This window comes from Cytobacillus oceanisediminis 2691 (assembly GCF_000294775.2).
GTDB classification, from domain to species: Bacteria; Bacillota; Bacilli; order Bacillales; family Cytobacillaceae; genus Cytobacillus; species Cytobacillus pseudoceanisediminis.
In genome coordinates, this window is sequence record NZ_CP015506.1 from 5,210,374 (window position 1) to 5,226,465 (window position 16,092).

Sequence of the window (16,092 nt, forward strand, 5' to 3'; positions counted from 1 at the left end):
AAAAAAGGCCCTAGGTAAGCAGGGCCTTTTTTATGTGCGGTCTTCCTGAACCTTTACTTCAATGTGATAAGTCGGAAGAGCTTTAATGAGATCTTTGTGCAATTGTCCCTGTGAATCAATCTTTTCCTGGTGGGTCATATTGCCTTGTCGATATGCAGTCACCCACATATCCTCTCCATTTACCCAAACAGCTCCCGGGCGATACCCCTCGTGAGCAGCAACGACCTTGCGGGCCTGGTCGATATCATCCTGATTATCCAGACGTTTGCCGTCAAAATTGATAAAGTTTGGGTTCTGCTCTCCGCTCATCGTCCTGTCCAATGTATCATTGTCCTCTGTACGGTCCAGATCATTATTTATAAATGAAACTCCATCCTGGGTCTCATGGTCATACTCACTCTCAGTTGCCTGATTGTTGGCACAGCCAGCCATAAAGGCGAGCATTAAAAGGAAAACACTAAGTTTTTTCATTACTGCACCTCCTTTTTATAGCATGTCCGCTATTAGGAGGAATGTGCAGTCCAATATAAGGCAGAGCTGGGGTAGTGAAGGATTTGAGTTAGCGGCTTGAACGTTCATGGCGGCTTTTTCGGCTGCCCTTTCGTTTTTCGGCTTCATGAGGCGGTCATGCCGACCTTTTCGCAGCTTCCTTTTGGTTTTTGGGCTTCATGAAGCCTTCATGGCGACCTTTTTCCGGCTTCCCTTCTGTTTTTCGGCTTCATGGAGCGGTCATGCCGACCTTTTCCCGGCTTACCTTCTGTTTTTCGGCTTCATGAGGCGGTCATGCCGACCTTTTCTCGCTTCGTTTTCATTTTTATGAGCCGCTCATGACGAAATTTTTAATTTCGCCTTCCGTTTTCCTTTTCCTGCACCATAAAAAACCCCCGCAAACAAAAAAACTGCCCGGAACATGCCAGGGCAGAGAGATCGTTTAGTATAAAATTATGATAAAAACTCGGTTGTTTTATGTTTGTCTAGAACATTTGGCGACTTGGGAACTTCATGGTGATGGCGGCAGCGCGGTTCATATGCTTCTGATGCGCCGACCAAAATAACCGGGTCATCATATGAAGCTGGCTTTCCATTGATCAGGCGCTGTGTACGGCTTGCAGGTGAACCGCAAACGGCACAGACGGCTTGAAGCTTTGTAACCAATTCTGCTATCGACATGATGGCAGGCATTTGGCCAAACGGCTCCCCGCGGAAGTCCTGGTCAAGTCCAGCCGCGATGACACGATGTCCGCTGTCAGCCAGGTGCTGAATGACTTTTACAATTTCATCATCAAAAAATTGCACTTCATCAATCGCAATCAAATCAATGTCAGCTGTAATGTATTTAAAAATATCGGTAGACTGGGAAATGGGTCTAGCTATGACCGAAGTTCCATTATGTGAAACGACAGCTTCATCACTGTATCGGTTATCGATCTGCGGCTTAAATACAGCGATTTGCTGCTTGGCGAATTGAGCTCTGCGCACACGGCGAATCAGTTCTTCTGATTTGCCGGAAAACATGCTGCCGCAAATGACTTCCACCCATCCGTGATGATTCATAACGTACATGAACGGCCTCTCCTTCCTCGTTCTAACTAATAGAATGGCTTGTTATCATTATTTTATGAAGAAAGGGTCGAGCTGTAATTTGTATTATACTCCGCTTTTTTCAAGGCAAAAAAGTCCACTCAAAACAGTTCTTCATATCCAATAAGGCTTATTTTGCAATAAAAAACAGGCAAGATAGTTAACTTGCCTGTTTTTGTTGTTTATTATTTTTGTTCTGACTTAATGCCGTATTTCTTATTGAAACGGTCAACACGTCCGCCAGCTTCAGCGAATTTTTGACGTCCAGTATAGAATGGGTGGCACTCAGAGCAAGTTTCAACGCGGATCTCTTCTTGAACTGAACCGGTTTCGAACTCGTTACCGCAAGCACATTTCACCATTGCTTTTTTATAGTTAGGATGAATTCCTGATTTCATTCTTTTCATCTCCTTCCGCCCTGAATCATTCGAAACAGAGTTATATATTACGGGCAATCATGAATTGCCGTAAACTTCAAAAACACACTGTCATCATTATAACAAGTCCATGTATATTTTGCAATATGCGAATTCCGCATCCTGGAATTTCCAGAATGCTGTTTTTGCTTATTAAAGGCGTCCGCTGATTTCCGCTTTCCGCTCCAACCAACTCAGTAGAGTAATTTAGATTACTGCAGAAAACAAACTTAACATAAACAGCGTTTCTAAATAGCTACATGAGCATTCAAGGTTATTAAGAACGCTTAGCCTTCATTTCTTCTGCCAAGTTAGCAAAAAACTCTTCGTTCGATTTTGTCTGTCTTAGCTTGCGAAGCAGTTTTTCAGCAAAATCCGGTGAATCGGACATGGATTTGCGGATTGCCCACAGCTTGTCCAGATGATCTTTCTGTATAAGAAGTTCTTCTTTGCGCGTTCCGGAACGGCGGATGTCGATGGCCGGGAAGATTCTTCTTTCAGCCAAGGAGCGGTCAAGGTGCAGCTCCATATTGCCTGTCCCCTTAAATTCTTCGTAAATAACGTCATCCATGCGTGAACCCGTGTCAACGAGTGCAGTTGCCAAAATCGTCAAGCTTCCGCCCTCTTCAATGTTACGCGCTGCACCGAAGAAACGCTTCGGACGGTGGAATGCAGCCGGGTCAATACCGCCGGAAAGTGTTCTTCCGCTTGGAGGAATAACCAGGTTATACGCTCTTGCCAGTCTTGTAATGCTGTCCATCAAAATAACAACATCACGCTTGTGCTCAACCAGGCGCATAGCGCGTTCAAGAACGAGCTCGGCCACTTTAATATGGTTTTCAGGCACTTCATCAAATGTAGAGCTGACCACATCGCCTGCAACTGAACGCTCGATGTCTGTTACCTCTTCCGGGCGCTCGTCAATTAATAAAACAATCAGTTCCGCTTCCGGGTGGTTGGTTGTAATGCTATTGGCAATTTCTTTTAACAGCATGGTCTTACCTGCTTTTGGCGGCGCGACAATCAGACCGCGCTGCCCGAATCCAACCGGTGCAAGCAGGTCCATAATTCTTGTAGACAGCTGTCTTGTACCTGTTTCCAGTTTCATATGGCGGTTTGGATATAAAGGAGTCAGACCAGGGAAGTGAACACGCTCTTTTGCTGATTCCGGATCATCGCCATTTACGGCTTCAACTTGCAAAAGGCCGAAATAACGCTCATTTTCTTTTGGAGGACGGACTTTTCCTGAAACCTTATCTCCGTTTCTCAAGTCGAAACGGCGAATCTGGGAAGCAGAAATATAAATATCCTCAGAGCTTGGTGAATAATTGATTGGACGAAGGAAGCCGAATCCTTCTGACTGAATGATCTCCAGGACACCTTCCATGAAAAAGTAGCCTTCCTGCTCTGCTCTTGCTTTCAGGATGGCAAAAATCAATTCTTTTTTCGATAACTTGCTGTAATAAGAAACTTTATATTCACGGGCAAGTTCATAAAGCTCTTTCAGCTTCATATTTTCTAAACTTGAAATGTTTAAACCCATTTTTACACCACACTTTTGAAATTTTCAATCATTTCCTCCATATGCAGCTGTACAAATAATGGACTTTATATGAAAGGAAAGGGAAAGATACTTGAGGCACTGAAAATAGCTGAAGAATCTATCATTATGTTCTTAATTAAAGGTTTCGAGGAATGGAACGGTTTATTGTCCGTTTTTCAGTTGATATTGGAGGCATCCTCTTCTCCGAAATGCGTAAGCGCCTTGCCTGACCCTCGGGGGGAGGCGCTGGAGCCAGTTTAAAAAACAATCTCTATTTTACCCCTTAATATGAAAATTAATCAATAACTAAATTTGAGATGGAAAATATAGCAGGAAGGAAATGAAAATGAGCAGGCTGGCGCAGATGGCCAGCTCTCATTTTCTTATCTATCTTTTATGAAAATTATTTAATAACAAGATTTGGCTTTTTCTTTAGACTATGGCGTCCTTCGACAAAGCGGACCGTACCTGATTTGGCACGCATGACAAGCGAATGGGTCGAACCATACGAACCTTTAAATTGTACCCCTTTAAGAAGCTCTCCGTCTGTTACACCTGTTGCAGCAAAAATGGCATCATCACCTTTTACCAGGTCTTCCATAAGAAGGACTTTATTAATATCGAGGCCCATCTTCAAGCAGCGCTCAGCCTCTGCGTCATTTTGCGGAAGAAGTTTTCCTTGAATTTCTCCGCCAAGGCACTTAAGGGCAACAGCTGCCAATACGCCTTCAGGTGCTCCACCAGAACCGAACAGAATATCAACGCCAGTCTCATCAAATGCGGTATTAATGGCTCCAGCCACGTCCCCATCATTGATCAATTTAATTCTGGCACCAGCTTCGCGAAGCTGGCTGATGATGTGCTCATGGCGCTCACGGTTAAGCACTGTAGCCACAACATCCTGGATATCTTTATTTTTTGCTCTTGCGACCGCTTTCAAATTATCCAAAACAGAAGCGTTAATGTCAATTTGTCCAACCGCTTCAGGACCGACTGCAATTTTGTCCATGTACATATCCGGAGCATGCAGAAGGTTTCCGTGGTCAGCTACCGCAAGAACAGCTAATGCATTCCAGCCTCCAGATGCTACGATGTTGGTGCCTTCGAGCGGATCGACAGCAACATCTACACGCGGACCATAGCCTGTTCCAAGCTTTTCCCCGATATAAAGCATTGGCGCTTCATCCATTTCGCCCTCTCCGATAACAACTGTTCCCTTCATTGGCACAGTATCGAATACATCTCTCATTGCAGAAGTAGCAGCATCATCCGCTTCATCTTTTAATCCGCGGCCCATCCAGCGTGCTGATGCTAAAGCGGCACCTTCTGTTACGCGAACTAATTCCATTGACAAACTTCTTTCCATCGATTCTTCCTCCCCAGATTCTAAGGCTGGCAGCATGGCGAATGCAGACCGGCTATTACCGCCGGCACCGCAAAAGCCCGCCTTAATTTATATTTGTCTGCTGATGTCACTTAGGCTTTGGCCCAAGTAAATCAGTCAGCTGTCAATATCTCAAGATGTTTCTCTATTATGCGTTCTTCATTTGTTCCATTTCGTCTTTGCTCATTTCTTCGCGCCAGATTGTGGCACCGAGTCCATTCAGCTTTTCAACAAGGTGGCTATAGCCTCTGTCGATATGCTCTAAACCAGTGATTTCGGTAACTCCCTCAGCCATCAAGCCGGCAATTACCAGTGCTGCGCCTGCGCGCAAATCACTCGCCTTAACTTTAGCACCCTGAAGCTGAATTGGCCCATTGATGATTGCCGAGCGTCCTTCAACTTTAATGTTGGCATTCATCCTGCGCAGCTCATCAATATGCTTGAAACGGGCACTATAAATGGTATCCGTAACCATGCTTGTCCCTTCTGCACCAGTTAACAGAGAAGTCAGCGGCTGCTGAAGGTCTGTTGGGAATCCAGGATACACAAGCGTTTTAATATCCACTGCTTTCATTTTTTCAGCTGGCCCGACAAATACCTGATCGTCGTTCGTTTCAACCTGAACGCCCATTTCGCGCAGCTTTGCTATTAGGGACTCAAGGTGATGGGGGATGACATTGTCAATCAGCACACCTTCTCCAGCCGCTGCACCAACAATCATATAGGTCCCCGCTTCAATCCGGTCTGGGATAATCGTATGCTGGCAGCCATGCAGCTGGTCTACGCCATCGATGCGGATCACATCTGTGCCGGCACCCTTGATTTTCGCCCCCATATTGGTTAAAAGCGTAGCAACATCAATGATTTCAGGCTCTTTTGCAGCATTTTCAATTATTGTTCTGCCTTTTGCCCTGACAGCAGCAAGCATGATATTGATGGTTGCCCCAACGCTGACAACATCGAGATAAATACGGGCTCCGCGAAGCTCATCGGCACGAAGGTAAATGGCTCCCTGCTCATTGGTCACACGCGCGCCAAGAGCTTCAAAACCTTTGATATGCTGGTCAATCGGCCTTGGTCCGAGATGACATCCTCCAGGAAGTCCAATAACCGCTTTTTTAAATCGGCCGAGCATCGCTCCCATTAAATAATAGGAAGCGCGTAATTTTTTCACTTTTCCGTTCGGCAAAGGCATGGAAATCATGGAAGAGGGATCCACTGTCATATCATTTTCAGAGAATTCGACAGTGCCCCCTATTTCTTCAAGCAAATCTTTTAGAATTTGTACATCCGAAATATCCGGCAAACCTTCAATTGTCACAGGGGATTCCGCTAAAATGGTAGCTGGAATCAATGCTACAGCACTATTCTTCGCTCCGCTGATCCGGACTGTTCCTTTTAATGGATATCCGCCTGCAATCATTAGCTTTTCCATTTGTAACTCCCTTCTAAGCCGTTGTTAAAACACTCATGCTGACATTTGACTTCAATATTATAAAAATTGATAGCCCTTACAGCAAAAGCTACACACTACTTTTCTAACCAATTCCGCCAGAAAATAGCCCCAGATTCTATAAGAAACCAAATAGGCCTGTCTATTTTTAATATCGGAAAAATAGTCTTTGGGAAAATATGCACTTTCATATTATCATGTATCTGCATTTTGCAACATCGCAAGATGAACATGGAACAATTTTCCATTCGTTTTTTACAGATTCCGACATTATCTTTATCCTATAGTTTACACGAAAAATCAAATCTCATGTATTGTATTCAAAAAAAGTTAAAATTAAGAGAGAAGCACTAAAATCCGGGGTACAAATGATGGGGCTGGCTTTGCTCAAGAAAAGCGCAGGCGCCTTGCCCACCCCCGACACCTCGAGGGGTAGGCTGCTTGCGCTAGACAGCTCTCAAAGTATTAAATAAGCAAAGCCAGTATCCTAAAGTTATTTTTTCGCAGATTCCATTATCCTCTTGAGTTCCAGTCTGCCAGGAATGCTTCGATTCCCTTATCTGTCAGAGGATGGTTGAATAATTGCTGGATGACTTTATAAGGAACTGTCGCAATATGAGCTCCTCTTAATGCTGCATCCGTCACGTGCTGAGGATGTCTGATGGAAGCGGCAATGATTTCTGTATCAATGTCATGAATCGCAAAGATTTCTGCGATTGTGGAAATGAGATCCAGACCGTTATGGCCAATATCGTCCAAACGTCCAAGGAATGGAGAAACGTATGTAGCACCTGCTCTTGCAGCAAGCAGCGCCTGGTTTGCACTGAAAATTAACGTTACATTTGTTTTAATGCCTTCTTTCGAGAAAGCACTTACTGCTTTTAGGCCATCGGGTGTCATTGGCACCTTGATTGTGATGTTTGGTGCAATCGCTGCCAGCTCTCTTCCTTCTTTAATCATGCCTTCAGCATCAAGGGCGATGACCTCGGCGCTTACTGAGCCTGGCACCAAATCCGTGATTTCGCGAAGACGGTCAGGGAAGGATACATTCTTTTCCTTTGCCACCAATGATGGATTGGTTGTTACCCCTGCTACTACTCCAAGGGCATATGCTTCTTTAATTTCGTCCATGTTTGCTGTATCGATGAAAAACTTCATAATAATCCCACCTTGTTTAATATTTTGATGATTTTTGTTGCGGATATCTATGTATTATTAAATAAAGTTGTGATTCTGTAAAGCCTTACATTTGGAAGCAGAAATCCCCAGCTGGCACTCAGCGAACCGCCGGATAAAATACAGGGAAACCGCCTCTAAATCTAGAAGCGGTTTCTTATCCAATGATATTTATTATGCTTTGTTTGAAGAACCGAACTCGCGCATTTTGCCGATTACAGTTTCTTTAATCGCTTCGCGTGCTGGTCCTAAGTATTTGCGTGGATCGTATACTTCTGTGTCTGCTGCCAATACTTCGCGAACGCGTTTTGCAGAAGCAATTTGGTTTTCAGTGTTTACATTGATTTTTGCAGTTCCTAAAGAGATAGACTTTTGGATATCCTTTGTTGGGATTCCAGTTCCGCCATGAAGAACTAAAGGAACACCAGTAAGGCTTCCGATCTCTTCCATTTCAGCAAAGCCAAGATTTGGCTCACCTTTATATGGGCCATGAACAGAACCTAGTGCAGGAGCAAGGCAGTCGATGCCTGTGCGTTTTACCAGTTCTTCACATTCTTTAGCATCAGCATAAATAACGCCATCAGCAACAACATCGTCTTCCTGTCCGCCGACAGTTCCTAACTCCGCTTCTACTGAAACGCCTTTTGAATGTGCATATTCAACTACTTTTGAAGTAGTCTCAACGTTTTGTTCAAATGGATCATGTGAAGCATCGATCATAACGGATGTGAATCCTGCATCAATTGCTTCTTTACATTTATCAAAACTTGAACCGTGGTCTAAGTGGATAGCCACTGGAACGGTAATTTTGTAATCTTCCAGCAGTCCTTCAACCATCTTTACAACCGTTTTGAAACCGCCCATGTATCGTGCAGCACCTTCGGAAACACCAAGGATAACAGGTGATTTTTCTTCTTCTGCCGCCTGCAGGATAGCTTGAGTAAACTCAAGGTTGTTTAAGTTAAATTGACCTACTGCATAGCCTTCTGATTTTGCTTTATTAAGCATTTCAGTCATAGAAACTAAAGGCATTTTTCTTCCTCCTTATTGATAATCGTTTAAGTTCGTCAGACTAAATACTGTTAAAGTTTTCCCCTTAACACTATCGAATATGTACCCTTAAAATAGTCCGCTAAACGAAGACGATCCTTTGGAATTCATCTGTTATCATACCAAAAAGGACTTAGAAAAGCCATTATTCCAGAGCGTTTTTGTTAATTGTCATAAAGCAAACGCTATCATTTTTATAGCGATGGAATTTCAGGTTAAAAAAGGTTAATTTTGGATTATTTCGAGTTAGGTACAGGCAAATATTTCTTTACCGCTGCCCTGATGTCATCAATATCGAATGGCTTCGCAAAGTGAGTAAGAGCTCCCAAATCCTTGGCCTCCTGAATCATATCGAGTTCACCATATGCAGTCATGATAATGACGCGGATATCTTTATCCACCACTCTCATTCTTTTTAAAATTTCAATCCCGTCCATTCCCGGTATTTTCATGTCGAGAAGAACAAGATCAGGCGAATGCTTGGAAACAATGTCGAGAGCCTGGACTCCATTGGCAGCCTGGTATGTGTCGTACCCTTCTTTCTGTAGTACCTCATTAAGCAAAATACGGATTCCGAACTGATCATCTACAATTAATATTTTCCCTTTCATCAAGCCACCTCTTCCTGTCGTATTAAAAGCACTTAGGTTTAAAACCAATACTGAATTATGACTGCAGGTCACTTAACTATACATTCTCCTACAGCTAAATTCTCTGTGAAACATGATTATTCCTGCTGGTATTTGCAATTTCAAATGTGAATATTTTACCTTTCCCTTCCTTTTCACTATAATAGAACCGCTAAGTGCAGTGACCGAAGGAGTGAAATAATTTGCTAAAGATGTTTTCTACCCAGCTGACAGGCTTGTTTAAAAGACTTCAGGAAAAGGAAGAGTTTTCCATCGAGGACAGTGCACGCTTATTGGCTCAGGCTGCCGCCGGTGATGGGAAAATATATATTTATGGTACAAAAGAAATGGCTGCAATCGGCTATGAAGCCGTTCAAAGCCAGGAACCGCTTAGAGATGCAGCGATTTTGAAAAGTGATGAGGAAGTCTCAGAAACAGACAGAGTAATCATCTTCTCAAGACATTCAGATGATGAAGACGCAGCCGCTCTGGCAAAATCTTTGTCCGAAAAAGGAATTCCCTTTGTGGCAGTGAGCACCATCAAAACCGAAAGCAGTGAAAATCTCGCTGATTTGGCTGATGTCCATATTGATTTAAAGCTTGCTAAAGGGCTTCTGCCTGATGAAGAAGGAAACCGCTTCGGCTATCCGGCTTCCATGGCTGCTTTATTTGTTTATTATGGAATTAAGTTTACGATTGAAGAGATTTTGGCGGAGTATGAATAATAGATGAGCAGAATCAGCACCCACTTCGAGGGCTGATTCTGCTGTCATTTTTGTAGGTTGTTTTTTATTGCCGAGCTAGCTTCTTTTGGGGCTTGATTCCCTGTAATGGCACTTCCAACAATGACTACATCGGCAATACTGTCCTTCAATTCTCCGATTGTTTTTTCTGAAATCCCGCCTGCAATAGCAACCTCTATGTCATTTAACCCTTTTACCAGGCTAAATAAATCGGGATCTGCTATAGCCCCCTCTTTCTGCATATCCTTTCCTATATGGAGACAAAATAAGTCCGCCCCTAAATCATATAGGCTCTTTACTCTTTCTGCGTCCTGAACTCCCAGCAAATCAATCATAATTCTTCTATTGGCGGTATTTGCAATCTCTAATGCCTGTTTTATCGTGCTGTCATGTGAAAAGCCCATCACAGTCATAATGTCCGCCCCTGCTCTAAAGGCCTGTTCTGCTTCATATTTTCCTGCGTCACAAGTTTTCATATCCGCCACAATTGTTTTATCTGGATAAGCAGCCTTCATTTCCCGAATTATCTTCATACCATATTCTTTAATCACGCCCGTTCCGATCTCAATCCAATCTATATTTTCACAAGTTTCATCTGCAATACGGAAACATTCCTGCTCGGTTAAACGGTCAAGTGCAAGCTGAATTTTCACTTCTATTCTCCTTCGTTTAGAATTGTATTTTAAAAAGGAAGAAGCCTGAAACAAAAACCACAGGAATACTTCCTGTGGCCCTATTTTTCATATTAAACTCCTGAGTATGCCATAAATCCGCCGTCAACTGGTACTGTAACACCTGTTACAAAACCCGAGTATTCTTCGTCAGCCAGCCACAGCAGTACACCAAGCAAATCTTTCGGCTGGCCAAACCTTTTCATTGGTGTATGAGCAATAATTTTCTCTGACCTGGCCGTATGGGAACCATCTTGATTCAATAATAAATTGCGGTTCTGAGTTGTTAAGAAAAAGCCCGGTGCAATTGCATTTACCCGCAAACCTGTTTCTGCGAAATGTACAGCCATCCACATTGTAAAATTGTTAATGGCTGATTTGGCTGCACTATAGGCAGGCACTTTTGTCATTGGTGAGTAGGAACTCATTGATGAGATATTAATAATGATAGGCGATTCCTGCTTTAACAGTTCTTTGCCAAAAACCTGGCTGGCTAAAAAAGTTCCGGTAAAGTTGCTGGCAAATACTTGGGAGAAGCCTCTCTCATCCATATCAAAGAAGGACTTTTCAGAAGAAGGCTCCACATTATGGGTTTCTACAGAAGTAATGGCATCCGGGTGATTCCCGCCTGCACCATTAATTAATATATCCACCCTGCCAAAGTGGCTGATCACTTCTTCCCTTGCCTTTTCCAGGGATTCACGATCTAAGACGTCTGCTGCAACAGCAATCGCTGTCCCCCCTGCTTTCTCAATTTCGGCTGATACTGCAGCTCCCTTTTCTGCCGTACGATTAAGAATGGCCACTTTCACCCCATGTCTTGCGAGCTCCCTGGCCATTTCCGAGCATAGCACGCCGCTTCCGCCCGTAATTACAGCTGTTTTTCCATTTAAATTTCCGTGTATTGGAAACATTAGCATTCTCCTTATTTCTCAGATTGATAGGCATCCCATAATCCGTGAAGATACATTATTCCAAGAGCCCGGTCATATAATCCGTAACCTGGTCTGCATTCTTCACCCCAAAGATGCCTGCCGTGGTCAGGACGCACGTACCCCTCATATTGAATCTCAGATAACTCCTTGACGACCCCTTTAATATTGATGGAACCATCTGCTGTTAAATGAGAAGTTTCAATAAAATCACCGTTCTCGAAAATCTTTACATTTCGGATATGTGCAAATGGTGACCTTTCGGCAAATTTTCTTGCGAGTTCAACCATATCGTTTTGCGGGTTGGCCCCTAGCGATCCCGTGCAAAAAGTAATGCCGTTGGAAGGTGAATCAGAGATAGAAAGGAGCTTCTGCAGACTTTCATCTCCCGTCATGATTCGCGGCAGGCCAAAAATAGACCATGGCGGATCATCCGGGTGGATAGCCATCTTGATGCCTGCTTCTTCTGCCACTGGCAAAATTTCCTGTAAGAAATAGCGCAGGTTTTCCCATAAGTCCTCTGCACTTACATGCTGATACGCTGCAAATAACTCTTGAATCCGGGACATTTTCTCTGGCTCCCAGCCAGGCAGAGTCAGATCAGAAGCCTCGGAAACCGTTTTGATTAAATCTTGCGGATCCAGTTCTTCCACTTTGTTCTTTTCATAAAATAATGCCGTTGAGCCATCTGGAAGTGAGCGGTATAAGTCAGTTCGTGTCCAATCAAAGACAGGCATGAAGTTATAACAAATAACTTTAACCCCAAATTCACCCAGGTTCCGAATGGTTTTTTTATAATTTTCTATAAATAAATCCCTTTCATTGTTTCCCAACTTAATAGATTCATGTATATTAACACTTTCCACTACATCTGCATGAAACCCAAAGGACTTTATATACTCAACTTCAGATTTGATCTCGTCTGTCTCCCAGACTTCCCCGACAGGTTTTCTGTGAAGGGCCCAAACGATTCCTTTCACATTGGGAATCTGTTTTACTTGCTCAAGGGTTACAGTATCATTATCCCTGCCATACCAGCGAAAGGTCATATTCATTTTTCGGCGCCTCCATTTATAGCTTCGACATATTTTTCACAAAGTGCTTTTACTGATTCTTTACCGCCAGCTTTGTATGCCTTGTTTAAGTCACTTCCAATTCCGGCTGCGACAGCGCCAGCTTCAAGCCACGCACCGACATTATCTAAATTCACCCCGCCAGTGGGCATGATTCGCACCTGGGGCAAGGGACCATTGACTGCACCTATAAATGATGGATCAAAACGATTGGCCGGAAACAGCTTTACAATGTCGCAGCCATATTCGAGTGCTGTCATGATTTCAGTTATGGTCATGCATCCAGGAAGGTATGGAATGCTGTATCGATTGCAAATCAAGGCTATATTCTTATCAAAATGCGGACTCACAACAAATTCCGCCCCATTTAAAATGGCATGACGGGCTGTTTCCGAATCCAGAACTGTCCCAGCACCGATTACACCGTCTGAACCTCTTAAAGCCTCAAACACTTTTTCCGCTGCAGGTGTAGTATAAGTCACTTCAATAGCACGAAATCCGCCTTCAATAGCTCCTTCAGAAATATTAATCGCTTCTTCAGGTGTTTTTCCGCGCACAACTGCAACCACTTTTGATTCTACTAGCTGATTAAGTTTCTCTATTTTTAAGTTCATCTAATCTCCCCTTAATCGAAAACAATAACTGCTTTTCGAACCTGGTCAGGATTCTTCTCTACATATCGGAATGCTTCCTGCACTTCACTTATCGGAAAATGGTGGGTAATAAAACCGTTTGATTGAAGTTTTTCTACATTCAGCAGAGATACAACCTTTTCAAATTGGTTTGTCTGGAGCCGCGAACCGACAATAGTTACTTCTTTTTTCGTTATTGGCAATTGCGGAATAGAGGATGGCCGTTCATCAAACCCCAGAACAACTACCGTGCCGGCAGGTGATACAAGATTTACGCCAAGCTCAAAGGTAGAAGGCAGACATACTGCATCAATCACTACATTTGGTCCTTCACCATCTGTCAATTCCAATACCCGATCTTCTACAGACTCTTCCGATGCATTAATGATTTCATCTGCCCCATTTTCCTTGGCAAATGCTAGTCGTTCCTGCTTCAAATCACTGATAATAACCCTTGCACCCTGCAGCTTCGCCATTTTTAAAATGCATATGCCTATCGGGCCGCTTCCCTGGATGAATACAGTATCTCCTTCTCCAACGGCCCCGCGCCATACAGCCTGAGCTCCAATGGTGTAGGGTTCAGCCAATACAATTTCATCCCATTCTAATGATGAATTCACAACATGAAGCTGATTTTCAGGCAGTACAAAGAATTCCCGCAACCCTCCATCTTCATGAACACCAAAAACAGATAAAGACTGACATACATTCGGGCGTCCTTTTCGGCATGCGTAGCACTCTCCGCAATAGCGGATTGGCTCCACTACAACATGGTCACCTGGTTTCATTCCTGAAACATTTGACCCGACTTCAACGACTTCTCCTGCCACTTCATGGCCAACAATTCTTGGGTAGGTTGCAAGTGGATTTGTCCCATGGTAAATATGCATATCAGACCCGCATATTCCAACTCTTTTAACTTTTACTAGAACCTCATCAGGATTGCGGATAACTGGTTTTTCTATATCAATGACTTCCATTTCCATTGCACTTGGAATTTGTACTGCTTTCATTATTACTACCCCCTATTCAAATAAACTTGGAAGAAACAGTGAGATTTGCGGCACAAAAGCCACAAGCATTAAGACAGCCAGACTGACTCCTAAGAATGGCAGTAATTCTTTTGCTGTTTTTCCAATTGAGATCTTGCCGATTTGTGATGCTACAAATAGACAAACACCAACAGGAGGCGTTACTAGGCCAATAACAAGGTTTAATACCATCATGACCCCAAATTGAACCGGATCCATACCAATGGAAGCAGCTACAGGTAATAACACCGGGAACAGAATGACTAGAGCCGCAATCGTCTCCATGAACGTTCCAACAAACAATAACAGCAAGTTAATCAATAAAATAACGACAATTGGGTTTGACGAGATTCCGAGAATTGCATCTGCAACCATTTGTGGAATCTGCTCACTTACCATAATCCAGCCAAAAAGGTTTGCAAAACCTACGAGAAGCATGATAGAAGCCGTACCTGTCATGGAAGAAAGCATAATTTCCGGAATTTTTTTAATGGGAAGCTCTTTATAAACGAAGATTCCAATAACAAAGGCATACAATACTGCAATGACAGACGCTTCAGTCGGTGTGAAGTAGCCTCCGAGAATTCCATACATAATGATAACTGTCATAAATAGTGCCCAGAACGCCCCAGTGAAGCTTTTCCATATTTCCTTTAGTGACTTTCTTTCCCCTTTTGGATAATTTCTTTTAACAGAAATAATATAGGTTGGAATCATTAATCCCAGGCCAAGTAATAACCCTGGCAGGGCACCAGCCAAAAACAGATCGCCAATAGATACTGATGCAAGTGTCCCGACAATAATCATCGGAAGAGACGGAGGAATAATCGGGCCAACTGTTGATGAAGATGCCGTTACAGCTGCAGAAAAACCTGCTCCGTACCCTTCTTTTTTCATAGCAGGAATAAGAATAGCTCCTATACTGGCTGTGTCTGCCAAAGCTGTACCTGAAATACCTGCAAACCCCATCGATGATCCTACATTCGCTAAGCCAAGTCCCCCTCGGATATGGCCGAAGCAATTATTTGCAAACTGAATGATGCGATCTGTAATACCGCCAGCATTCATTAAGTTTCCTGCCAGAATAAACCCGGGGATACAGAGCAAAACAAAGGAGTTTAGCCCTCCAAACATTTTTTGCGGAATGATGCTTAACGGGATATCAGCCAGTATTAAATAAAAAAGTGAAGATAGGCCAAGGCTGAATGCTACTGGCACGCCTAGGAATATCAGGATTATGAACGAGAAAAACAAAATGGCTGCCATCATAGCTCCCCACCACCCATTTGTGAATTAAAATCTTCTTCATTTCGGATTAGCCTAATGATTTTGACAATTGAATACAATAATAAAAATGCACTCATGATAAATATTGCAGCGTGGATTACCGACATTTGAAAAGGCATTGTGGCTGAAGTCTGATTTTCCCCTAGCTGTGTAAAGAACCATCCTTCTTTAACGAGAACCCCGCTTAACAATATAATCAGCAAATAAATTCCAATTTCATAATACCGGCGAAAAGCATGTGACATTTTTGTAAGAATCAGATCTACATTAATAAACTCGCCTCGAAGCAAAGCTAGCGGTGCCCCAAAGCAAATGGAGTATATAAACAAATAGCGCGTAAGCTCTTCCGTCCAAATTGCTGTGTAGGGAAGATAGCGCGACATGATTTGAATGGTAACCACGATAATAACCCCGGAAAAACTTATAACAGTCAAGAAGGCTAATATTCGGTCAAGCCAAATTCGTATTTTCATTTTTTCATTCCTTCCTTT

General features: G+C 43.1%; 17 protein-coding genes. 1 reads left to right on the forward strand and 16 read right to left on the reverse strand.

The genetic code is table 11. From position 1 onward, the window contains the following. Positions 1-30: 30 nt before the first annotated feature. From A361_RS25995 to A361_RS26040, 9 genes are all read right to left on the reverse strand, one after another. Positions 31-471 carry a hypothetical protein gene (locus A361_RS25995; protein WP_019380599.1) on the reverse strand — a complete coding sequence of 147 codons (441 nt, stop codon included), beginning with the start codon at positions 469-471 and terminating at the stop codon, positions 31-33. A gap of 471 nt (positions 472-942) precedes the next feature. Continuing rightward, entirely contained in the window at positions 943-1,563 is a 621-nt protein-coding gene (locus A361_RS26000; protein ID WP_009332277.1) for a thymidine kinase, read from the reverse strand. Between the two features lie 203 nt (positions 1,564-1,766). Beyond that, complete coding sequence (rpmE, locus tag A361_RS26005) at positions 1,767-1,979, reverse strand: 50S ribosomal protein L31 (protein ID WP_009332279.1); 213 nt, start codon at positions 1,977-1,979, stop codon at positions 1,767-1,769. A 295-nt stretch (positions 1,980-2,274) separates the two neighbouring features. Next, on the reverse strand, positions 2,275-3,540 hold the full coding sequence (gene rho, locus A361_RS26010) for a transcription termination factor Rho (RefSeq protein WP_009332281.1): 1,266 nt from the start codon (positions 3,538-3,540) through the stop codon (positions 2,275-2,277). Between the two features lie 403 nt (positions 3,541-3,943). Next, a complete protein-coding gene (gene glpX / locus A361_RS26020) occupies positions 3,944-4,906 on the reverse strand; it encodes a class II fructose-bisphosphatase (RefSeq protein WP_009332282.1) in 963 nt (320 codons plus the stop codon). Between the two features lie 166 nt (positions 4,907-5,072). Next, entirely contained in the window at positions 5,073-6,359 is a 1,287-nt protein-coding gene (locus A361_RS26025; RefSeq protein ID WP_019380597.1) for a UDP-N-acetylglucosamine 1-carboxyvinyltransferase, read from the reverse strand. Between the two features lie 531 nt (positions 6,360-6,890). Beyond that, entirely contained in the window at positions 6,891-7,535 is a 645-nt protein-coding gene (gene fsa, locus A361_RS26030; protein WP_009332284.1) for a fructose-6-phosphate aldolase, read from the reverse strand. 192 nt (positions 7,536-7,727) lie between these two features. Further along, the gene (locus A361_RS26035) at positions 7,728-8,585 is read right to left on the reverse strand and encodes a class II fructose-bisphosphate aldolase (RefSeq protein WP_019380596.1); all 858 of its coding nucleotides are present in this window, start codon (positions 8,583-8,585) and stop codon (positions 7,728-7,730) included. 254 nt (positions 8,586-8,839) lie between these two features. Then, positions 8,840-9,217 carry a response regulator gene (locus A361_RS26040; protein WP_175502221.1) on the reverse strand — a complete coding sequence of 126 codons (378 nt, stop codon included), beginning with the start codon at positions 9,215-9,217 and terminating at the stop codon, positions 8,840-8,842. Between the two features lie 218 nt (positions 9,218-9,435). Here A361_RS26040 and A361_RS26045 point away from each other — a divergent pair, with 218 nt between their 5' ends. Continuing rightward, complete coding sequence (locus tag A361_RS26045; RefSeq protein WP_009332287.1) at positions 9,436-9,957, forward strand: DUF2529 domain-containing protein; 522 nt, start codon at positions 9,436-9,438, stop codon at positions 9,955-9,957. 44 nt (positions 9,958-10,001) lie between these two features. Here A361_RS26045 and hxlA read toward each other — a convergent pair whose 3' ends face one another. The 7 genes from hxlA to A361_RS26080 all read right to left on the reverse strand — a co-directional run bounded on the left by hxlA (position 10,002) and on the right by A361_RS26080 (position 16,074). Next, positions 10,002-10,628, reverse strand: coding sequence for a 3-hexulose-6-phosphate synthase (gene hxlA, locus A361_RS26050; protein WP_009332288.1), 627 nt, complete (start codon positions 10,626-10,628; stop codon positions 10,002-10,004). 92 nt (positions 10,629-10,720) lie between these two features. Continuing rightward, entirely contained in the window at positions 10,721-11,560 is an 840-nt protein-coding gene (locus A361_RS26055; protein ID WP_009332289.1) for an SDR family oxidoreductase, read from the reverse strand. 11 nt (positions 11,561-11,571) lie between these two features. Further along, on the reverse strand, positions 11,572-12,633 hold the full coding sequence (gene uxuA / locus A361_RS26060) for a mannonate dehydratase (RefSeq protein WP_019380595.1): 1,062 nt from the start codon (positions 12,631-12,633) through the stop codon (positions 11,572-11,574). Then, the gene (locus tag A361_RS26065; protein WP_009332291.1) at positions 12,630-13,265 is read right to left on the reverse strand and encodes a bifunctional 2-keto-4-hydroxyglutarate aldolase/2-keto-3-deoxy-6-phosphogluconate aldolase; all 636 of its coding nucleotides are present in this window, start codon (positions 13,263-13,265) and stop codon (positions 12,630-12,632) included. Before A361_RS26065 ends, uxuA begins: the two co-directional genes overlap by 4 nt. A gap of 11 nt (positions 13,266-13,276) precedes the next feature. Continuing rightward, a complete protein-coding gene (locus A361_RS26070; protein WP_009332292.1) occupies positions 13,277-14,296 on the reverse strand; it encodes a zinc-binding alcohol dehydrogenase family protein in 1,020 nt (339 codons plus the stop codon). Between the two features lie 12 nt (positions 14,297-14,308). Next, positions 14,309-15,583, reverse strand: a complete 1,275-nt coding sequence (locus A361_RS26075) for a TRAP transporter large permease (protein ID WP_009332293.1) — start codon at positions 15,581-15,583, stop codon at positions 14,309-14,311. Next, positions 15,580-16,074 carry a TRAP transporter small permease gene (locus A361_RS26080; protein ID WP_019380594.1) on the reverse strand — a complete coding sequence of 165 codons (495 nt, stop codon included), beginning with the start codon at positions 16,072-16,074 and terminating at the stop codon, positions 15,580-15,582. The genes A361_RS26075 and A361_RS26080 overlap by 4 nt, the downstream gene beginning before the upstream one ends. Between the last annotated feature and the right edge of the window lie 18 nt (positions 16,075-16,092).